This window comes from Bacillus sp. CR71, assembly GCF_003429245.1.
Taxonomy (GTDB): domain Bacteria; phylum Bacillota; class Bacilli; order Bacillales; family Bacillaceae_G; genus Bacillus_A; species Bacillus_A thuringiensis_S.
The window spans coordinates 1283931-1305292 of record NZ_CP031748.1 but is presented as its reverse complement, the minus strand read 5'-3'; the positions used below and the strand labels follow the sequence as shown (position 1 = coordinate 1305292).

The following is a 21362-nucleotide window of genomic DNA, read 5'->3' as shown; positions in this document are numbered from 1 at the left end:
ACTAAACACGTTAACAGTTTGAGGGGGATTTCCAATGTTAGAAAAGCAAATTATTCATTCATTCGTATCTATTGTTGGCGAAGATAATGTAGATACATCCAATATGGGGCGTTTAACTTATAGTTATGATGCCACTCCAAACTTCCAAGCAATGCCTGATGCAGTCATTGCTCCACGTAATACAAATGAAGTAGCTGAAGTGTTAAAGGTATGTAACACTCACAAAATTCCTGTGTATGTTCGTGGGTCTGGAACAAATCTTTGCGCAGGAACATGTCCACTTGAAGGCGGTATCGTCCTTATTTTCCGCCATATGAACAATATTTTAGAAATTGATGAAGAAAACTTAACAATTACTGTACAAGCTGGTGTCATTACACTTGATATTATTAAAGCAGTAGAAGAAAAAGGTTTATTTTATCCGCCAGATCCAAGTTCGATGAAGATTTCTACAATCGGCGGCAATATTAATGAAAATTCAGGTGGGTTACGCGGCTTGAAATATGGCGTAACACGTGATTATGTAATGGGGCTTGAACTTGTCTTACCAAATGGTGATATTATTCGTACTGGCGGCAAATTAGCAAAAGATGTAGCTGGTTACGATTTAACTCGTTTATTTATCGGCTCTGAAGGAACACTTGGCGTGGTAACAGAAGCGATATTAAAACTTGTTCCTATGCCTGAAACAAAGAAAACAATGCTTGCACTCTATGAAGATATTAATGAAGCTGCACGTGCTGTTTCTTCTATTATTGCAAATAAAATTATTCCAGCAACTCTGGAATTTTTAGACCAACCGACAATTGAAGTAGTAGAAGAGTTTGCACAAATCGGTTTACCTACAGATGTAAAAGCAATTTTATTAATCGAACAAGACGGCCCGCCCGAAGTAGTCAATCGAGATATTGAAAACATGGCTAACGTTTGCCGCTCTATGAATGCAGTTGATGTTCGCATTGCAAAAGATGAAACGGAAGCAGATGCACTTCGTACCGCTCGCCGTAGTGCACTATCAGCGCTCGCACGATTAAAACCTACTACAATATTAGAAGATGCAACTGTACCACGTTCACAAATCGCTCCGATGGTTGAAGCTATTAATGCCATTGCAAAAAAATATAATATTCCTATTTGTACGTTTGGACACGCTGGTGACGGTAACTTACATCCAACTTGTATGACAGACGCTCGTAATGCAGAAGAAATGCACCGAGCTGAACAAGCTTTTGCTGAAATATTTACGAAAGCAATTGAACTTGGTGGCACAATTACTGGTGAACATGGTGTTGGTGCGATGAAAGCTCCATATTTAGAAATGAAATTAGGTAAAGAAGGTATTGCAGCTATGCAAGGAATAAAGCAAGCTTTCGATCCAAATAACATTATGAATCCTGGAAAAATGTTCGCGAAAGACACTCGAAAAAGAGTGGTGGTTGAGCGATGACCACATTAAATAAAGAAAATATTCAAAAAGAATTTAAAGAACGATTAAGTGAAGATGAATTACTAAACTGTATGCGATGCGGTTTTTGTTTACCTACTTGTCCTACCTACATTCAATCCGGATATAAAGAGTCACATTCACCGCGCGGACGTATCGCATTAATGAAAGCTATCGTTGATGGTTTAATCGAACCAGATGAAGATGTTGAAAATACATTAAACGTTTGTCTTGGTTGCCGTGCTTGTGAGCCTGTTTGTCCATCTGGTGTAAATTATGGACATTTATTAGAAGAAGCTCGTGATATTATTAATCAAAATAAAAAATTCTCAATGCCAGTGAAAGCTGTTCGAAAAGTCGTTTTTGAAGGATTGTTCCCCCATCAAAATCGAATGAGAACATTAACAGGACTAATTGGATTTTATCAACGTTCTGGTTTACAAACACTAACACATAAAACAGGTATTATGAAGTTATTCCCTGAAACACTTGCAACGATAGATCTCATTTTGCCAAAAGTGCCAAAAATGAAAGCAATGAAAGATCGTCCTTCATTTTTACCTGCAGAAAGTACAAAGAAAAAACAAGTTGCATTCTTCACAGGCTGCTTAATGGATACTATGTTTTTAGAAACAAATAACGCAACGATGAAACTTCTTCAATTAGCTGGTTGTGATATCGTTATTCCGAAAACACAAGGTTGCTGCGGTGCATTGCATGGACATGCTGGTGAAAAGAGTGGAGCAAAAGAATTAGCAAAGCGAAATATAAAGGCATTCGAAGATTTAAACATCGACTATATTATTACGAATGCAGGTGGTTGCGGAGCTTACCTCGTAGACTATGATTATCTTTTAAAGGATGATCCAGAGTGGGCTGAACGTGCTAAGCAGTTTGTTTCTAAGATTAAAGATATTACTGCTATACTAGTAGAACTAGACTTCCATAAGCGAACTGATTTACGACTCACGCAGCAAATTATTACGTATCAAGACTCTTGTCATTTACGCAATGTTATGCGCACAGCTTCTGAACCTCGTATGTTACTAGAGGCTATCCAAGGTGCAACATATCGTGAAATGAAAGATGCGGACCGCTGCTGTGGCTCTGCTGGTATTTACAATATTGTTCATTCAGAGTTATCAATGGAATTTCTAGATTACAAAATGGACCGTGTGCATGAAACAGACGCAGCAACCATTGTTACTGCAAATCCAGGTTGTTTATTACAAATGAAATTAGGAATTGAGCGAGAAGGGCTTTCTCATAAAATGAGAGGAATTCACATTGTAGATTTATTATTAGAAGCAATTGAAACTAACTCGTAACATACGTAATAATAGGAAAACGGCTATCTCCTTCGTCTATGTAAAGAGATAGCCGCTTTTTTGTCTGCTACAACATTAAAAATATGTTACTTTATTATAAAAAAGAACAACAGAAACATTACAGTTTTGTAAAAATCAATCCATTATATTCCTCAAAAAATCGCTCAAACCATTGATACAATAGGATTCTTTATTTTCTCTTTAGGTAAATTTATCCAAAAACCCCTCTTAAAATCAAGTATAAAAACACTATAAATTCCTTTTATACTCTATATTTCTCTTATTTTTGCTCACTTCTTCTCTTAGGATAAATTAGGTAATTTTAAAGTCTATGAATTTTTTTCCATCTTTTTTCTCGCAAATTGTATGCTACGATGAATTTGTCAGTCAGACAGGCTGTCAAAAACAAATCGTGTGAAAACAAATTAAAACTTTATATAGGGGGACACACATCATGAAAAAGCGTGTTTTATTATCTGTAGCTGCTGCAACAGCTCTTACTTTAGGAGTATCTTCTCTAGATGCACAAGCTGCAACAGTACAACCATCTAACATTAAGGTTCAAAATATTCAGCATTCAAAAGTAATGATGAAACAAATGAACCAACAAGAATTACAAGCATTCTTACAATCTATGGGCGTTGAGTCATTAGCGCAATGGCAACAAGGAAACTTCCAACCAAATTGCATTATTCCTGGTCAACAACCTACTGAAAATGTTGTAACTGAGCAACCAACAGCTAAGCCAGAAACTCAAAAGCCTGCCGAGCAAAAGCCTGCTGAAGAAGTTCAAAAACCAGAAGCTCAAAAGCCTGCTGAAAACAACAATACTCAAAAACCTGCTGAGCAAAAACCTGCTGAGCAAAAGCCTGCTGAAGAAGCAAAATCTTTAAGCGAGTTCGAACAACGTGTTGTTGAATTAACAAACGCTGAGCGTACAAAGCAAGGCTTACCAGCACTAAAAATCGATACTGAATTAAGCAAAGTAGCACGTATTAAGTCTGAAGACATGCAAAAAAACAACTACTTTGATCATAACAGCCCTACATACGGGTCTCCGTTTGACATGATGAAGAAATTTGGTATTTCTTATACATCTGCAGGTGAAAACATCGCTCAAGGCCAACGTACACCTGAAGAAGTAGTACAAGCTTGGATGAACAGCGCTGGACACCGTGCAAACATCTTAAATAACGGCTTCACTCACATCGGTGTTGGTTATGTAGAAAGCGGCAACTACTGGACACAACAATTTATTACAAAGTAAATAGATTAAAAGAGTCTTCTCATAATGAGAAGACTCTTTTTCAAGTTTCATAGCTTTCTATTATGTATGAATAGAAAATATAGAACATAAACAACATAGATCCACAGCTTATTACACTAAGCAATATATAAAATCCCCACTCTAAGTTCAAAAACAATGAAAACAATATGCCACATGCCATCACTTGAAAAATCCGTCTACTTACTAAACGAATTTTTTGTAATTTAATTGGATCTTTTTCTGTGCCTTTTATTTTCTTAAATTCTTTACTCAGCATAAAAAGAAACATACTAATCCCAATCGTTAATCCTGTTTGAAAGAATATAAAATCTCCAAAATTAATCAAGAGAATAAGCATATGAATAAACAACATAAATAATGTAATTTTCTTTATAAATCCACCTATAATACAATGCTCTCTTTGATTAAACTTAAATATATTATGTGAAATAATATACAAAAATCCATATGAAAAAATAATAAAACAAGGAATAAATGCTACAACAACTTGTTTACTCATAAACTCGTTTGGCTCACCATTTACGTTCCAATGTACTGCCATACGATTTGGTAAATAGGGGTAAAGACATAGAGTAACTAAAAGACAAGCGAAAAATATTCCAAGTACATACTTATATTTGATCAAGTAATTCTCACCTCTCTTTTCTCTTAACGGCTTCGCTTCTTTTAGAGAAATCCCTGCAAAAATCTACTTTTTTCAAATTAAAACTTATACTTTACGCATTTTCTTTTTGAAATTCTTTTATTTTATTATTTAATTTTGTAGGAAACGGCACATCAACTTCAATCGCTTCTTTCGTAATTGGATGCAAGAAATTTATCTTCATCGCATGTAATGCTTGACTGGACATATATTTTGTTTGCCCACCATATAATACATCCCCAACTAGTGGATTACCATTATGACTCATATGAACACGAATTTGATGCGTTCTACCCGTTTCTAATTGTAACGTTACGAAAGTCGTGTTTTGCTTCTTAAAATACTTTTCTACTTTATAATATGTGATAGCTTGGTCACCTTTTGGAGAAATACGACGCCTTGTAGCATGATGGCGATCCCTTCCGATAGCAGCATCAATCGTTCCTTGTTTCTTCTTTACTTTCCCTTCAACGAGCGCTGCGTACGTTCTTTTAATTTTTCGTTCCATTAATAAACGATCCATAATTGCACCAGCAATTCTATGCTTAGCAAACACGACACCACCTGTCGTATCTTTATCTAAACGATGAATATGACGAACCTTCGTCTCTAAACCTTGCATTTGAAAATGAAAAGCAACAAGATTTGCAAGCGTCCCGTTTCCACCTTTTTCAGCAGGATGTGTGTCCATTTGCTCTAGTTTATTTACGATGAGTACGTGATCATCTTCGTATACTACATGTAATTCACCATATTCTGGATCTACACCGTACTCTTCCTCCGCAAACATATGAACTTGTAACTTATCGTTCTCTTTTAAAAGCTCATTCCATCTTCTTTGTTCCCCGTTAACCGTAACACCTTTTTCCATACGAAGCTGATGTAATAGCTTTTTCGGTATTTCCCATTCTACTTTTAATACCGATTCAATACTTATACCATTCCATTTAGCTGGAACGGTAATTTCACACCATTCGCCCTTTTTCTTTGTTTCCATACTGTTTATCACCTTATTTCTATTGATTCTCTCATTGTAACGGAAAACACACTTTGATGCACCGTCAAAAATAGAGGACAGTCTTATAATAGACTGCCCCTCAAGCTCTAAGCCTTTTCATTTCTAACAATACTTCTTCAGCTTTTTGTTCATACGATAAATCTTTAAAGAAATCTGCCAACCTTTTATAATCATTGTAAGCATCTAATAAATCGTCCATCCTTTCTATTTTCATCACTTGTTGTTTTTGTTTCATTTTTACTGGATAACGATAACCTGATACTTCTTGTATTTTGTAATACTCATCCTCTACTTGAACGACCTTTACAAGTTCTTCCTCCTCTGCATCCATCGTATACCCGTCAAATTCTCTAAGTAGTTCATAAATGATATGAGTCCATTCATCTTTTGGATAAAATCCCTTTTCTAACCGATAACCGACAATGCGATACATATGCCCATCGTTTTCTGCAAACTGTACTGTATCATTTAACTTAAACTTAAAATAACGAAACATTGCCTTCACCTACTTGTATGTAATGTTCTTATCACATACTATTTGCAAAATGTAGGTCTTGCTATTCATAAAAAAATGCTCATCAATATGATGAGCATTTTTTTATGATGATTTTTCTCGTTTTTTTCGAAATGGCAACCACCAGTTCCAGTCTCCAAATAACTTCATTAAGCTTGGTACGAGCATAAGACGAATAATTGTTGCATCAAGAAATATTGCTAATGCGACGCCAAGCCCCATCTGCTTTACTGGTAAAATATCAGTAAATGCGAATGCACCCGTTACAACAATCATTATTAAAGCAGCTGATGTAATGATTCTACTTGTTGAAACGAGCCCTTCTAACGTTGCTTGATCGTTATCTCCTGTTTCTTCATAGAGCTCATGAATGCGTGAAATAAGAAATACTTCATAATCCATACTAAGCCCAAATACGAGGCCAAAAATGAAGATTGGTAAGACAAACAGAACCGGACTCGCTTCTAAACCGAAATGACCACCTTCAAATAACCAAACAACAATTCCAATGGTTGCACTTAAACTAAGTATATTCATAATAATTGCCTTAATTGGAATGAGTATAGATCGGAATGCAAATAATAATATAACAAAGGTCGATCCAAATATAACAGACATACCAATTACAACTTTATCTTTAATTTCATCTTCTAATTCTTGTTGAAACGTCGTCATTCCGCCTAGATAATACGTAACATCCGTTTCTTTATAGTTCTTTTTAAAGTCACGCACCCACTGTTTTGCAGTCTCTGTACGTGGTTTTGTTTTCAAAAAGACTTCTATCGTCGTCTTATTCCCTTTCGTGTATGCTTCAAATACAGGAGTTAGTTTCGCTGACTCTGGCGACTGCAATATTCCAACAACTTGATCTGCTTTCATTCCAGTTAACCCGTCGTATAAACTTCTTACTTCATGTACTTTCTTATCATCTTTTAACTTTTGAACGACTTCTTCTATCTTTTGTAGACTTTCTTTTTCTTTCATATCTTCTTTCGTCTCTACAACTAACATAACATCAGCGTGTGTTTTGACAGTTTCATTAAATGCTTCTTCATACTTTTCATATGCAATCCTTGTATCACTCTTTTCAGGTAAAGCTTCAACACCAGGGAACTGCAAATTAGCTGTACGTAACGGCAATAAGCAAATAACAATAAATGTTGTAACAACAATAATCATTGCGATTGGATGTTTCATTACAAATTGTGCAAATTTACGCCATGCTTTTGCCGGCGTATGTGCTACTTGATTCTTTTTTAATATTCTTTTACCTATTAACGATAATAGCGCTGGAAGAAGTGTGAGTGAGAATAAAATACTCATAATCACAACAATCATTCCGCTAATCGCGACAGATTGAATATAATCTATCTTAAAGAAAAACAAACCTGACAACCCAACAAATACGCATAATCCTGAAAATACAATTGCACGTCCTGCCGTCTGATATGTAATTGCTATCGCTTCTTTTACCGTTCGTTTAGCAACTTCCTCTCGAAAACGGTTCACAAATAATAGCGCAAAATCAATAGATAGTGCAAGTCCAATCATCGGTGCAACGTTTAACACGAAAATAGAAAGTTCTTTATCCACACCGATAAAATACAATATACCCATCGTGCTAATAACACTAAGCGCCCCATTCAAAATCGGTAAAATTGATGCCAAAAGGCTACCAAACGAAAATAGTAATACAAGAAACGCAATTGGTAATCCAATCATTTCTGCTACTTTTAAATCATTTTGCGTTCTTTCATTAATCTCTTGATTAATTTTCGGAAATCCTGTAGGTGTTACTTTTAATGCTACATTACTTTCTTTCTCAATCTCATCAGCAAATTGTAATGTCTTTTCCATTCTTTCTTTATTTGTTTTCCCGGAAAATAAAATTGTCGCATAACCGATATCACCTTGTAGCATTTCTTTATTTTGGATTGGGTGATGGAAAGATTCATAGTTCTCTTTCTCTTGAACATTCTTTACAATTTCATCTATTCGTTTTTTAAATTCCTCATGCGAAGCATCTTTATTTTTCTCAAAAACGAGCAGAAGCGTATCTTGAGACCTCTTAAAATCTTTATCTAAAATTTCTTTTGTTTTTTGATAGTCGCCTTCCGTTTGGAAACCGTCACCACCTAATACTCCCGGTAGCTTTGGAGCAAAAATCCCAAGTGCGATTGCGAGCAACAGTAACGCTACAATTACTGTATAACGAAATTGATACAAAAAAGCTCCTAACTTGCCCCACTTATCAACTTTATGAACATTTGTCTTCACACATTTTCACCTACTTTAAATAATTCAATTGTCACTTATACTGTATCATATCTTTATACAAACAAAAAACGCCTAGGAACACTATAATGATAGTTTTTCCAGGCGTTTTTTCTATCTCTCTTTATTAAACCCCAATCTCTCAGTAAGTAAACGATGATAGTAAATAGCGATAACTAACAAAATACCACCTACGCAGTAACCAGCTAAAATATCAGTTGGGTAATGTACATTTAAAATGACTCTACTTAATCCAATCGATAGAATTACTGTGCCCATCAAAATCGTTGTGACACATTTCCCAGCTATGCTTTGCAAATTAGCAGCAATGATATAAGCAAGAAATCCAAATGTCATAATTGATAGCATTGCATGTCCACTAGGAAAACTATATCCAAGTGCATCTAGCGCTTCATTTAATGACGGACGTTCTCTCTGTACAATCTCTTTTATCCCTTTATTCACAAGATGTGTTATTAAAATTCCCAGTGGATACACAATCATCGTAGCATAATAACGCTTCTTCCAAAAAACAAGCAAACTTATAACGAGCGTAGCGACTATCCCAATTGCTGATCCCAATTTTGTAAAGTACGAGAAAAATGTAAGGGAACTCTCCGTTTGTAGCCCTTTTACTAATCCACGGACATATGTATCCATCACGGTAACGCCACCTGCATGTACGCGCCAAGCAACAATACCAAATACAGCAAATAATAAAGCAATACACATTATCTCATATTGATGTAACTTCTTCTTCAAACGATTTCCTCCTACTATGAAAAAATGCGATTTCTACTTTAGAAACCGCATTTCCTTACTTATTTACCTTTTGTTTTTAGCTCCGTCCAGTAACGATCATAGTCTTTTAACTTATCATCTACATCAACAAGCCATTCTGTACGATCTAACTCTTCTTTCGTTAAGAAAATCATGTGATTATCACGGTATTCTTTACTATGAAGAGGATGAGCTTTTTCATTTGGATTACTGTAACCAATTGACTCGTAGTTTTTCACACTTACTTTTTCATCTAGTAAGTAGTTCATAAATTTCTCAGCAAGCTCTTTATGTTTTGCACCTTTTGGAATTGCTAACGTATCAGCCCAAATTGTGCCGCCTTCTTTTGGTACAACGTATTCTACATCTTTATTATCTTTTGCGATAAATGCTGCATCTCCAGACCAAACTGTTCCGATCCAAGCATCTTCTGTAATGAATTTTTGTTTAATGTTGTCTGTATCAAATGCTAATAAGTTTGGAAGCAGCTTCTTTAAATCATCTGCTGCTGTCTTTAACTCTGCATCTTCTTTCGTACTGTTTGAGAAACCGTGCTTCTTAAGACCCATTCCTAATACTTCACGAGAATCGTTTAGTAACGTTACATGTCCTTTATATTTCTCATTCCATAAGTCAGCCCAGCTTGTAGGTGCTTCTTTCACATACTTTTTATTGTATGCAATCCCTGTTACACCCCAAGTGTACACTAAAGAATATTTATTCTCTGGATCAAACGCCGGTGTTTTGAAATTAGAAACCATGTTTTCGATATTTGGGATATTCTTTTTATCTAACGGCGCTAATAAATCCATTTTCGCCATTGTTTTAACCATGTAATCAGATGGCTGAATTAAATCATACTTTGCGCCACCAGCTTGTAATTTCGCAAGCATTTCTTCGTTACTTGCGTACTTATCATAGTTAATTTTCACATTATATTTCTTTTCAAAATCTCTTAGCACTTGCTCATCAAAATTGTCAGCCCAGCTATAAATATTTAATTCTTCTTTTTTTTCACCACAACCAGCAAGTACACCAGCAACAAGGCTAAAGCTAATTGCTGCGCCAGCTATTCTTTTCATTAATTTCATCGGTTTATTACCCCCTCGTACTTTCTATATCGTTCGTATTATAAAGGAAGGTGTCCTCCAGAGTTTTCTTCACCATCTGCACCTTTGTTACGGAAGATTTCAGATAGAACCATTAATCCTACGATAGCAACAATTAAAATTGTAGAAAGAGCATTAATTTCTGGTGATACTCCGCGCTTAACCATACTGTAAATGTATAATGGCAATGTTGTTGATCCTGGTCCTGATACGAAGAAACTAATTACAAAATCATCAATTGATAATGTGAATGTTAATAATGCTGCCGAAATAACTCCCGGTGCAATTGCTGGGAACGTTACATAACGAAACGTTTGCCAAGGCGTTGCTCCTAAATCATTTGCAGCTTCTTCTAAGTCACGTCCCATACTTGAAAGACGCGCAGCTAAAATAACAACAACAAACGAAATACTAAATGTAATATGTGCAATAATAATCGTTGTTTGTCCAAGTTCCATTCCTAACTGACTGAAAAGAATTAGTAAAGATAATCCCATTAAAATATCAGGAATTAAAATTGGTAAATATACAAGGCCATTAATAGCCCCTTCGAAACGATATTTATAACGATGTAAAGCAATCGCAAAGAATACGCCAAGTACCGTTGTCACAATCGTTGTTATAACTGCAATCGTAATACTATTTACAAATGCATCAATAACATCTTGTTTTTGAAATAAATCTGTATACCAATGGAATGTAAAACCTTCCCACTCCGCATTAATGCGAGAGTCGTTGAAAGAATAGACCATTAAAACCATCATTGGAAAATACAAGAATAACAAAATTAACCAAGAATAAGAAACTAAAAACTTCTTCATCTTTGCCTATTCCCCTCCGTTCTCATTATATTTATATACTTTCGTTGCACGATAATATAAGTAAATTAACAGAACAGAGAATAGAACAACGATAATCGATAACGCAGATCCAAACGGCCAGTCACGTGCACCTAAGAATTGGTTTTGAATAACGTTTCCGATTAATGCTACTTTCGATCCGCCCATCACGTCTGATACAACAAACATTCCGATAGAAGAAACGAATACTAAAATAGAACCAGTCGCAATTCCTGACATTGTCATCGGCACTGTTATATTCCAAAATGCCTTTATTGGTGTTGCTCCTAAATCATAAGCCGCTTCTAGCTTACGCTTATCTAGCTGCTCAATTGCTGCATACACTGGTAAGATCATAAATGGTAATAAAGAATAGACCATTCCGAGTATTACAGAAGGAGTATTATATAATAAATTTAACGGTTCACTAATAATACCAAGCTTTAATAACAACGTATTCACAAGGCCTTGTGAACGTAAAATAACAATCCATGCGTATGAACGAACAAGAAAGTTAATCCAAAACGGGATCGTTGCCAATAATAAAAGAATAGAACGATATTTGCGGTCAACAATTGTAATTGTATACGCAAATGGATAACCAATTAATAAACATATTACTGTAGTAATAACTGCGATTTTAACAGTTTCCCATAATGTCCCTAAGTACAATGGATCAAACACACGGGATATATTCTCCAGCGTAAATTGCATTTCTACTGTCCCGTAAGCTCCGCGCTGCATGAAGGCGAATCCTAATACGAATACGAGCGGGATTAGGAAGAAAATTAATAACCACGCGACTGTAGGTAGTGCGAGTAATTTCCCTTTTTTCAATTTAAGGTCACCTCGTCCTCTTGCTCCCAGCCTACATATACATTATCTCCAATGCTCCACTGCGCTGCCTCTTCAGCAGTTTGATATGCCATTAGTAATTCTGATGTTTTCTCATCACGTACATAAAGCTTCTCCATATTTCCGACAAACTCTATATCTTCAATATGTCCAAGATGGTATTCTTTTAAAATTGGTTCTTCAACCGAACGTACTTTTACATTTTCAGGGCGAATTGCTACATAGCCTTCCCCGTTTTTCACAATATTATTTTCACCGATGAATGTCGCAACGAACAACGTTTTCGGCTTATTATAAATTTCTTTCGGCGTTCCGATTTGTTCGATATGTCCTTTATTCATAACCACGATACGATCGCTCATGCTCATTGCTTCTTCTTGATCGTGCGTTACGTATATGAACGTAATTCCTAAATTACGTTGTAAGTTTTTCAATTCACGTTGCAAGTCTTTTCGTAACTTAAAGTCAAGCGCTCCAAGTGGCTCATCTAATAGTAATACACGCGGATTATTTACAATTGCTCTTGCAATTGCAACACGCTGCTGTTGTCCACCAGAAAGCTTCGCAGGTTTACGATTACGGAACTCAAGTAACTGCGTTAAACGCATTGCCTCTTCAGCACGCTCTTTCTGCTCTGCTGCTGATACTTTCTGCATTTTCATACCAAAACAAATATTCTTCTCCACTGTCATATGTGGGAATAGTGCGTAATGTTGGAACACTAGGTTCATATGACGCTTATATGGCGGTAAATCGTTAATTCTTTCATCATCTAATAAAAGATTCCCTTTAGTTGGAGTTTCAAATCCTGCGATCATACGAAGTAAAGTCGTTTTCCCGCAGCCACTCGGCCCTAAAATTGTTAAAAACTCTCCCTCTTTAATATCTAAAGAAAGAGGTGGGATAATCACTTGATTTCCAAAATGTTTTTCAACTGCTTCAACTTTAATAATCTTTTTCATTTTCCCGTCCTATCTACCTTAAATTTTAAATTTTTATATTCATGAATAAATATTTATGTTCTATAGACTATTTTTTGTTTCGATCCAAACAAAAATGGTTATTTAGCAAGCGTTCGTTTCTATTCTTTATGTAGTATGTTTGATTCATTTTCGCATGATACATAACGTCGAACAGAAAAACCCCTTCCATTGCGAAGGGGCTATTATCATACGGCTGCGCCTACTGATAAACACCATCATCATTTTAACAACTTTCGTATGAATTTTAAAGCACTTTTTGTAGAAGAGTAACGAATTTTCATGTCGAATGCTGTAGATTGGGCTAAAATGCTTTTATAATGTGAAAAAGTCCGAAAACTTTCTTTCCCATGATAACCCCCTAATCCACTACTTCCAACACCCCCAAAAGGTAAATATGGCGTGGCAAGATGATAGACAACATCATTAATACAGCCTCCACCATATGAAATATTACTCGTCACTTTCTTTTGTACTTCTTTATCTTCAGAAAATACATATAACGCTAACGGCTTCGGATGTTGCTGAATTGTGCCAATTACATCTTCTATATTGTCGTACTCTATGATTGGTAAAATCGGGCCAAAAATTTCATCTTCCATAACAGCATCTTGCCATGTAGTATCCGCTAGTACTGTCGGCTCAATATGTAATGTATCTTTCTTATAGTTTCCACCAATTACGACTTGACCATCTTGTAAAAATCGACATAATCGTTCAAAATGACGCTCACTTACAATACGCACGTAATTTTCATTTTGCAAAGGTTCTTTACTATACTGCTCTGTAATTTCATGTCGCATTGCCTCAATTAGCTTTTCTTTCACGGAAGAATGCACGTACATATAATCAGGCGCTACACACGTCTGCCCTGCATTTAAAAACTTACCCCAAACAATTCTTCTTGCTGTCATCTCTATCTTTGCATCTTTATGTACAATACAAGGACTTTTCCCGCCAAGTTCTAACGTAAGCGGCGTCAACTGTTTCGCTGCTGCTTCCATTACAACTTTTCCAACGCCAACACTACCAGTAAAGAAAATATAATCAATCGGTTCCCTCAGCAAAGATGTACTCTCTTCAACGCCACCTTCTACTACCGCTACAAGCTCTTCTGGGAATAACTCACCTAACATTCTCTTAAGCACTTTTGAAACGCTTGGCGTTAACTCTGACGGCTTTAAAACGATTGTATTTCCAGCTGCCAGTGCTCCTACAAGTGGTGCAATTGCTAATTGGAACGGATAGTTCCACGGTGCAATAATAAGCGTAACACCATACGGTTCTGGCACTACTTTTCCTTTTGATCCAAAATGAGTCAGTGCTGTTCGAACTCGCTTTGGTTTACTCCACGATGACATATGTTTCAATTGAAAAGAAATTTCTTTTAATACATATCCAACTTCCGTTGTAAACGACTCGTGAACTGACTTATTTAAATCTAATTTCAATGCCTGAAATATTTCTTCTTCAAAACGCTGAATGCCTTCATAAAGCCTCTTCAAATTATTCTTTCTCATTTCGATGCTTCTCGTATGCCCTTTTAAAAAATATTCCTTTTGCCTACTTACAATAGAGGAAATACTCATTCACTCACCTTCTCCCACTATTTTTATCCAGTTCTTTCATTATTTATATAGACTTCATATATAATAAATTTCTATTCTTAAAGTTACATTATATATGACTTTTTCAACTATATAAAATTCATTGCTCACAAAAAAACTACCGAAAGAAAATCTCTCGGTAGTTTCACAGTATTAACGATATAAACGAACAGCACCTGCAGAATTATCATCAGCTTGTCCTACTACTTCAAACTTCAGACCAAGCTTCGGTAAAATACGTCCTGCATCTGGAATCTGTTGATTAATATACGTTTTCGAATCATCAAACTTCGCTACACCCGCTAAGCCATCATACGTATACGTTCCACGCGTTGGAGATACAACTTTCCAAGCTGGCGTTTTATCGAATGAGAATGCCGCATCAGCGATTTGGAATCGTGTACTACTATCAATTGTTGGTTTACCATTTAAAGTTCCTACAATTGCTTCTGGATGAGAATCAACTACACCAAGGAAACCATGTCCTGGATGTAAACCAACCCAGTTATCTGCGTAAGCTGAGTCTGCATACCATACAACCATACCTGAGTTATATTCTGGACCGCGAGCAAATTTCAATGCGCTATCTGATCCAGTATGGTTTCTCCACTCTACGTAGTAGTTATGTTTTTTCTTCTCTGTTCCGCTAGATACAACGAAACCATCTAATTTTAATTGTGGTGTACCTTCAGCATCATCTGAGAATGTAACTTTACCATCTACTGTTAATGACGCATTATCAAGTAGGAAACCATTTAATGCTAAACCACCATCCGTAATGTACTCAAACGTTAATTTTACTTTTTTACCTTTGAATTGACTTAAATCATATGATTTGTCAATCCATTTTCCATTTGTCGAATCTGCATTTCCACTATTTGCTTTCTCGCCCAGTCTTTCAATTAACGTTTTTTGACCATCTTCTGTTACAGCATGTACTTCAAGGAAATCATACTCTGCTTCGATTTCATATAACGATTTGAAATCAAATTTCGCATTCGTTGCATTCGTTAAATCGAACAGTGGTGTTTCTAACGTTGTATGAAGATTATCACCTTTTGTGCTGTAGTAATACTGTTTACCAAATGCTGGTGCAATTGTTTTTACATCTTTATCTGGTAAGTTAACACGAATCATACCTGGACGGTTAGATTTCGTAACACTTTGGTCTAAATATGTTGCTAGACCGATACCTTTATTTAATTTCTCGTAATCTACTTCTACGATGTTTGCCCAGTTACCACCAATTGTTTTTTGGAAAAACTCTTTATTTTGTGGTGAGAAACTCGTTGGTGTTGTTCCAGCGATTTTACCAGCCCAGCTGCCGCCACTCATAACAGACCAAGCTTGAATTGGCTCACCATGACCCGTATAGTCTGTATCATACTCATCTGGTAAACCTAAATCATGGCCATATTCATGCGCGAATACACCAACTGCGCCATCTTCTGGTTCAATTGTATAGTCGAATGCTGCCATCTTTCCGCCCCAATATGGAACTTTCGCTTGTGTGCCTTCAATTGCGAATGGTTTTGGTCCAACTGTCCAGCGATGTGACCAAATTGCATCATCACCTAATTTACCACCGCCAGCTTCTTGTCCAACACCCGCATGAATAATCATTAAGTGATCGATTAAACCGTCTGGTTGATTTTGATTTCCATCACCATTTACATCGTATTGATCGAACTGATCAAACTGTGATAAATCAAGACCGCTATCTACAGCTGCTTTTAATGCATCTTTTACTAGATCACGTGGTCCTTTTGGTCCTTTATTATCATGACCTGTAGCAGCATCTGCACCATAATCAGCAGCTTTACCAGGAACTGTTAACCATTTTGTAACTGTTCCGTCCACTGTGTAACTACCACCGGATTGCTCTTCGTAATATTGTTTAAATGTTTCGATTTTGCTTCCATCCTCTAACGCGAATGGCTCATCACCGAATAACATTTTTTCATAGTGTTCTTTGTTAAAGTCTTCCGAATACATATAACCAGGTTCTTTATCGATGTTGTTATGTTTAAAATCAGCGTACTCTACAAGTAAAACAAGTACCTTATCTTTACGAACATCGCCGTTATATGCTTTTTGTTTTGCTGGAGAAGTTGGTACTTTACCATTTAGTCCGCCTTTAACTGGTCCTGTCGCTGCAGGTGTCCCTGTTGCTGGCTGATTTAGTTTTTCTTTCGTATCTGCTTTCGCATCTTTCACTTTCTTTAAAAAGTCAGATGCTTCTTTCGTAAGTTGATCCCCATTTGTTGCTTCTTTCCCAGGATTTTCACCCTTTTTGTCCTCTACATACTTTTCAACAGCTTTCTTTGTTTCTTTCTCTGAAGCTGAAGAATCAATTACCCCACGTTTTTTCAGTGCATCTGCTAAACGCTCTTCTGGAATTAAATGATCATCCACTGGGCTCGTAGCTGTTTTATTCACAGGTGTTTCAGCATATGCCGATTGAGTGCCAGCTCCGAATGAAAGGCCTAATACAGCTGTCAAAGCGATTGATGACAAAACTTTGAACGGTTTCTTGTTCATCCCTTATTTCCTCCCCTAATAAATAATATGTATTACAAATTAAATTTTATTAAAAATTCAATATTTTTTCAATATTTAGTCATATTATGTAATGTTTTTAATATATTTGTAAAAATTTCATAGTTAGCATACGGATATATCACAATTCAACAATGTTTTCTGAAAATATTGAAAGTTTTTATCGAACAATTTATAATTTCCATAGAGGGAGTTTAATGGGGATTTTATCTTTGTTTCATCTACAAAGTATTTGATAATTCACTATATAAAACACAAAGTCCGATTGCATTATCATGTATTCTGTAGCAGCAATTATGACCGATAATTAGGGAGGAATTACATTTGTACAAAGATAAGACAGACGCACTGGATCAAGAATGGATTGATTTAATACTTGAAGCTCTAGATGCTGGTATCGCCATGCAAGACATCGAACAATTTTTCCAACGTATGAAGCCATCCAGTCAGGCTCAATAGGTTTGTTCTTTTTAACGAAGTTTATGTTATAATAATGACATCATAAGACAACTACATATTGATAGAAAGGTGCGCAAATATGATTGGAGAACGTATAAAACGCCTTCGTTTACAAAAAGGTATTTCATTAACTGAACTTGCCGAAAAAGCTGGCGTTGCTAAATCTTACATTAGTTCTATAGAACGAAATTTACAAAAAAACCCTTCCATTCAGTTTCTTGAAAAGATCGCAGCAGTTCTACAAATTCCAGTTGATACTTTACTTCATGATGAAACAACAAAGGCAACTAACCTAGACTCCGAATGGACACAACTCGTTAAAGATGCAATGAACTCTGGTGTCTCCAAAGAACAATTTCGTGAATTTCTTGAATTTACAAAGTGGAAGCAAAATCAAAAATAATAATAGAAAGAAGTGCTTACAACCAGCACTTCTTTTTCTTTATAAAAAAAAGCGGGAATACCCGCTTTTTTATTATTTTTCTTCCCCAGCTTCTTGGTTAGCATTGAATGTCCATTCTAAATTCAATGTATCACCTTGGAAGATATTTTGGTCTTTTCCATCATCTACAAATTCAAATTGTACCCATAGATAATCCTCTGTACCAGCTGCTAATCCACCCTTTTCTCCCCACTCAGGAGCAAAGATGTCTTTAGCTAAAAGATCTGGATCAACTTTTTGTAAGTCTGCTAAAGTTGTTTCGTATACAGGCTCACTTTGTTTATCCCAGTTCCAAAGGAATTTTACTTTAACGTGCTTACCAAAGTCTTCACCAGCATTATCACCTTTTGCATCTTTAACAGTATACTTTGTTGCTAATTTAACGTCTTTAATAGTTAACGAACCGCTGTTTTGTAATAAGAACTCTTTCTTAACAGAATCCCCTGGTTTTAAATCTTTAATATCTACAAGCGTCTTAGGGTTTAATGTAAGGTCTAACGTCCCAGCTGCAAATGTATTGTTTGATACTTCTTTATCGCTAAAGAATGCAAATGTTCCTCCACCAATTAAAGCTAACCCCAATGCTGCTGATGCAACTCCCATACCTAATTTCTTTTTCAGACTCACAATCAATTCCCCCTAGCTTTTTTTTATATTTTTATCACTTATTTTTCAATAAGAGATGTAAAGAAAACTATATTAGCTTAGCTAATATGTGTTCTTTTTTAAAAACCTTATGTTCATTATAACGAACAACCCTATATAAACACAACACATATTTATTAATATTTTCAATTATTTTTATTTCTCAATATTATTTAGATTTTTCAGAAAAAAGAATGATGATTTATAACTTTTTTCACACTCAAATGCATTTAATACTATAAGAAAAACAAAGAGGTGAGGGCTAACGTTCCCTCACACTCATATAAATATTACTAGTTTTGCTTATTCGTTCATTATCTCTTGCACCACATTCTTGTTTTCCAGCCGTTTCACTACAGCAGTTACTCCGCTTTTTTCTGTTCTTCTGCTTTCTTTTGCTCTTCTACTTTCTTTTGCTCTTCTATTTTCTTCTGTTCCTCTACTTTCTTCTGTTCTTCTGCTTTCTTCTGTTCTTCTACTTTCTTTTGTTCTTCTGCTTTCTTTTGTTCTTCCGCTTTCTTCTGTTCTTCTACTTTCTTTTGTTCTTCTGCTTTCTTCTGTTCTTCTGCTTTCTTCTGTTCTTCTACTTTCTTCTGTTCTTCCGCTTTCTTCTGTTCTTCTACTTTCTTTTGTTCTTCTGCTTTCTTTTGTCCTTCCGCTTCAATTGCAACGTTTAATTGTTGCTGAAGAGCCTGAATTTGCTCATCAATAGCTTTCAAGCTAATTTCTTTCTCAATATAGTCATGTTTCTCTTTGATACTGCGAAAGCCTTCATTTACATATACGGACACTTGCTGCATCGACTCATCTTTATTTACCTTTAATTCTTCTTGTATTTGATTGTAAGGAGCCTCTATTTCAGTATATACATTTTGCAGAGCTTCCTTCTCAGCAACAATTTTCTCACGCCCTTGTTGCCATACAGAAATCGCCTGTTTTATTTCTTCAATAGAAGTTGCTTTCGATTTCCCCTTCATCGTTCCATACTCACGCTCAATAAACTGTTTATGTTTCTCAGATTGCTCTTTTAACGTATTAACTGTTTTCGGAAATATAATTGCTGTAGAAAGCGTCGCTTCCACTTTCGTTTCATGAATGAACGCCGCTTCTGTATACGTCATAATTTGAGATCCTAAATAAAACGTAATAGAACACATACACGGCAATATAAGCATCTTTTTAAAATTCCGCGGTCTTTTCAGCATCTTAATCTCCCCCATCGAACATTACGTTCTTTATACAGAACATTATCTATATTATAGTAAAGAACTATTAAAATTGATAGACAAATACTAGAAAAATAGAAAAAGGGCTATCCATGTGATAGCCCTTTTTGTTATTATCTTTCTTCACCTGCTGTTTGTTGTGCATCAAACGTCCAATTTAATTGTAACTTATCGCCTTGGAATTGATTTTGATCTTTTCCATTATCAACGAACTCAAATTTCACTTTGAATTTATCAGATTTACCTGCTGAAATACCTTTTTCATCCCAGAACCAAGCCGATAAATCATTATCTACAGCTGTAAGTGTGTCACCTTTTAATTTATCTAAAGTAGTTTGTTTCACAATTGTCTCATGCTTATCTACATTTTTTAAGAATGTTACTTTAATATGTTTACCAAAATCATCTTTATTATCTTTCTTTACATCTTCTACATTATAATCTGTTTTCAGTAGAACCTTTTTAATATCTAAAGAGCCTTTATTTTCTAGTTTAAATTCTTTTTCAATTGTATCCCCAGGTTTTAAATTCGATACGTTAACAACTGTTGATGGATTTAATGCTAAATCCAGTGTCCCAGCCGCAAATGTATTGTTTGACACTTCTTTATCACTGAAAAACGCAAATGTTCCTCCACCAACTAACGCTGCTCCTAGTACTGCTGATGTAATACCCATTCCTAATTTTTTCTTTAAAGTCATGTCCATATCCCCTTAATATATATTTGTTAACTTCCTAAACGGAAAGTATAACCAAACGAACTAGACGGATTGTTCTACTTTTTTATCTTTCTTTTCTCCGTCAATACTACGAATAGCACCAAAAATAGAAATCGCGGAATAACCAAGTAAAAAGACTCCTGGAATAATAAGAAGTAATGCTGCTCCCGCTTTTGAATTCGCATAATTCAGTAAATACCCAACATACGGAACTGTAATATCTGCATACTTTCCAACTACATTTTCTGCAAGTACTGGCTCTAAATCTGGTCCGTTGTTGTTATCCCCTTTTGTTTCATACACTACTTTTCCATTTGTATCTTTTACACCGATAATACGGTGAGTGATAATTTTTTGATCTTTCTCTTTAAAGGTAATAACATCACCTTTTTGATATTTAGAACCATCTTTGTTTGGTTCTATTGCAATGATTGATCCTGTTAAAAACGTTGGCTCCATTGATCCTGAAAGAACGCTCTTAAATTGATATCCCATCACTGTGGGATCACCACCACTTGCTTTTGAAGAAATAACTACAAAAGCTAAAAACACCATCAATGCAAATAAAACAAATGAGATCGCGTTGCTAATTACCTTCCAAATTAATTTCATCGACTCTCTCCCTCTCCGTTG

At 35.6% G+C, this 21362-nt stretch carries 20 protein-coding genes; 5 read left to right on the top strand and 15 right to left on the bottom strand.

What is annotated here, in order from left to right:
• Positions 1-34: 34 nt before the first annotated feature.
• The 3 genes from glcD (at position 35) to DOS87_RS06710 (ending at position 4039) form a co-directional block, all read left to right on the top strand.
• Positions 35-1447, top strand: coding sequence for a glycolate oxidase subunit GlcD (gene glcD, locus DOS87_RS06720; RefSeq protein ID WP_000890758.1), 1413 nt, complete (start codon positions 35-37; stop codon positions 1445-1447).
• A complete protein-coding gene (locus tag DOS87_RS06715; RefSeq protein ID WP_098578612.1) occupies positions 1444-2772 on the top strand; it encodes a (Fe-S)-binding protein in 1329 nt (442 codons plus the stop codon). The genes glcD and DOS87_RS06715 overlap by 4 nt, the downstream gene beginning before the upstream one ends.
• Positions 2773-3226: 454 nt before the next feature.
• Complete coding sequence (locus DOS87_RS06710) at positions 3227-4039, top strand: CAP domain-containing protein (protein WP_000747571.1); 813 nt, start codon at positions 3227-3229, stop codon at positions 4037-4039.
• Positions 4040-4079: 40 nt separating this feature from the next.
• Here the strand turns inward: DOS87_RS06710 and DOS87_RS06705 are convergent, their stop codons facing one another.
• From DOS87_RS06705 to inhA1, 11 genes are all read right to left on the bottom strand, one after another.
• Positions 4080-4685, bottom strand: coding sequence for a DUF1648 domain-containing protein (locus DOS87_RS06705; protein ID WP_079245224.1), 606 nt, complete (start codon positions 4683-4685; stop codon positions 4080-4082).
• A gap of 91 nt (positions 4686-4776) precedes the next feature.
• Positions 4777-5700, bottom strand: coding sequence for an RluA family pseudouridine synthase (locus DOS87_RS06700; protein WP_000448345.1), 924 nt, complete (start codon positions 5698-5700; stop codon positions 4777-4779).
• Positions 5701-5800: 100 nt separating this feature from the next.
• Entirely contained in the window at positions 5801-6217 is a 417-nt protein-coding gene (locus DOS87_RS06695; protein WP_000490302.1) for a hypothetical protein, read from the bottom strand.
• 102 nt (positions 6218-6319) lie between these two features.
• A complete protein-coding gene (locus DOS87_RS06690) occupies positions 6320-8512 on the bottom strand; it encodes an MMPL family transporter (RefSeq protein ID WP_000856414.1) in 2193 nt (730 codons plus the stop codon).
• Positions 8513-8623: 111 nt separating this feature from the next.
• Entirely contained in the window at positions 8624-9271 is a 648-nt protein-coding gene (locus DOS87_RS06685; protein WP_142330508.1) for a phosphatase PAP2 family protein, read from the bottom strand.
• A 59-nt stretch (positions 9272-9330) separates the two neighbouring features.
• A complete protein-coding gene (potD, locus tag DOS87_RS06680) occupies positions 9331-10380 on the bottom strand; it encodes a spermidine/putrescine ABC transporter substrate-binding protein PotD (RefSeq protein WP_000772489.1) in 1050 nt (349 codons plus the stop codon).
• A gap of 38 nt (positions 10381-10418) precedes the next feature.
• Positions 10419-11219 (bottom strand): spermidine/putrescine ABC transporter permease PotC, encoded by an 801-nt coding sequence (gene potC, locus DOS87_RS06675; protein WP_000714192.1) that lies wholly within the window; start codon positions 11217-11219, stop codon positions 10419-10421.
• 6 nt (positions 11220-11225) lie between these two features.
• Positions 11226-12074: a spermidine/putrescine ABC transporter permease PotB gene (gene potB, locus DOS87_RS06670; protein ID WP_000715500.1), complete on the bottom strand. Its 849-nt coding sequence runs from the start codon at positions 12072-12074 to the stop codon at positions 11226-11228.
• A complete protein-coding gene (gene potA / locus DOS87_RS06665) occupies positions 12071-13054 on the bottom strand; it encodes a spermidine/putrescine ABC transporter ATP-binding protein PotA (RefSeq protein ID WP_000720333.1) in 984 nt (327 codons plus the stop codon). The genes potB and potA overlap by 4 nt, the downstream gene beginning before the upstream one ends.
• 239 nt (positions 13055-13293) lie before the next feature.
• Positions 13294-14661: an aldehyde dehydrogenase gene (locus DOS87_RS06660; RefSeq protein WP_000028385.1), complete on the bottom strand. Its 1368-nt coding sequence runs from the start codon at positions 14659-14661 to the stop codon at positions 13294-13296.
• 171 nt (positions 14662-14832) lie between these two features.
• Positions 14833-17220 carry a M6 family metalloprotease immune inhibitor InhA1 gene (inhA1, locus tag DOS87_RS06655; RefSeq protein WP_001035950.1) on the bottom strand — a complete coding sequence of 796 codons (2388 nt, stop codon included), beginning with the start codon at positions 17218-17220 and terminating at the stop codon, positions 14833-14835.
• Between the two features lie 342 nt (positions 17221-17562).
• Between inhA1 and DOS87_RS06650 the strand changes: the two genes are divergently transcribed.
• Together DOS87_RS06650 and DOS87_RS06645 are read left to right on the top strand one after the other, a co-directional pair.
• A complete protein-coding gene (locus DOS87_RS06650; protein ID WP_000276219.1) occupies positions 17563-17697 on the top strand; it encodes an anti-repressor SinI family protein in 135 nt (44 codons plus the stop codon).
• Positions 17698-17776: 79 nt separating this feature from the next.
• Positions 17777-18100, top strand: coding sequence for a helix-turn-helix domain-containing protein (locus DOS87_RS06645; protein WP_000578875.1), 324 nt, complete (start codon positions 17777-17779; stop codon positions 18098-18100).
• A 72-nt stretch (positions 18101-18172) separates the two neighbouring features.
• On the opposite strand, the gene calY is transcribed toward DOS87_RS06645, so the two are convergent.
• From calY to sipW, 4 genes are all read right to left on the bottom strand, one after another.
• Complete coding sequence (gene calY, locus DOS87_RS06640; protein WP_000053713.1) at positions 18173-18766, bottom strand: biofilm matrix protein CalY; 594 nt, start codon at positions 18764-18766, stop codon at positions 18173-18175.
• Between the two features lie 380 nt (positions 18767-19146).
• A complete protein-coding gene (locus DOS87_RS06635; RefSeq protein WP_118961645.1) occupies positions 19147-19989 on the bottom strand; it encodes a DUF4047 domain-containing protein in 843 nt (280 codons plus the stop codon).
• Positions 19990-20123: 134 nt separating this feature from the next.
• A complete protein-coding gene (locus DOS87_RS06630; protein ID WP_000172852.1) occupies positions 20124-20711 on the bottom strand; it encodes a CalY family protein in 588 nt (195 codons plus the stop codon).
• Between the two features lie 60 nt (positions 20712-20771).
• Complete coding sequence (gene sipW / locus DOS87_RS06625) at positions 20772-21341, bottom strand: signal peptidase I SipW (protein ID WP_000767804.1); 570 nt, start codon at positions 21339-21341, stop codon at positions 20772-20774.
• Positions 21342-21362 lie beyond the last annotated feature (21 nt).

Excerpts from the sequence above, each read along its gene's own strand:
- glcD (WP_000890758.1), top strand. The coding sequence starts at position 35 with ATGTTAGAAAAGCAAATTATTCATTCATTCGTATCTATTGTTGGCGAA.
- DOS87_RS06715 (WP_098578612.1), top strand. The coding sequence starts at position 1,444 with ATGACCACATTAAATAAAGAAAATATTCAAAAAGAATTTAAAGAACGA.
- DOS87_RS06710 (WP_000747571.1), top strand. The coding sequence starts at position 3,227 with ATGAAAAAGCGTGTTTTATTATCTGTAGCTGCTGCAACAGCTCTTACT.
- DOS87_RS06700 (WP_000448345.1), bottom strand. The coding sequence starts at position 5,700 with ATGGAAACAAAGAAAAAGGGCGAATGGTGTGAAATTACCGTTCCAGCT.
- DOS87_RS06695 (WP_000490302.1), bottom strand. The coding sequence starts at position 6,217 with ATGTTTCGTTATTTTAAGTTTAAGTTAAATGATACAGTACAGTTTGCA.
- potD (WP_000772489.1), bottom strand. The coding sequence starts at position 10,380 with ATGAAATTAATGAAAAGAATAGCTGGCGCAGCAATTAGCTTTAGCCTT.
- potC (WP_000714192.1), bottom strand. The coding sequence starts at position 11,219 with ATGAAGAAGTTTTTAGTTTCTTATTCTTGGTTAATTTTGTTATTCTTG.
- potA (WP_000720333.1), bottom strand. The coding sequence starts at position 13,054 with ATGAAAAAGATTATTAAAGTTGAAGCAGTTGAAAAACATTTTGGAAAT.
- DOS87_RS06660 (WP_000028385.1), bottom strand. The coding sequence starts at position 14,661 with ATGAGTATTTCCTCTATTGTAAGTAGGCAAAAGGAATATTTTTTAAAA.
- inhA1 (WP_001035950.1), bottom strand. The coding sequence starts at position 17,220 with ATGAACAAGAAACCGTTCAAAGTTTTGTCATCAATCGCTTTGACAGCT.
- DOS87_RS06645 (WP_000578875.1), top strand. The coding sequence starts at position 17,777 with ATGATTGGAGAACGTATAAAACGCCTTCGTTTACAAAAAGGTATTTCA.
- DOS87_RS06635 (WP_118961645.1), bottom strand. The coding sequence starts at position 19,989 with ATGCTGAAAAGACCGCGGAATTTTAAAAAGATGCTTATATTGCCGTGT.
- DOS87_RS06630 (WP_000172852.1), bottom strand. The coding sequence starts at position 20,711 with ATGACTTTAAAGAAAAAATTAGGAATGGGTATTACATCAGCAGTACTA.
- sipW (WP_000767804.1), bottom strand. The coding sequence starts at position 21,341 with ATGAAATTAATTTGGAAGGTAATTAGCAACGCGATCTCATTTGTTTTA.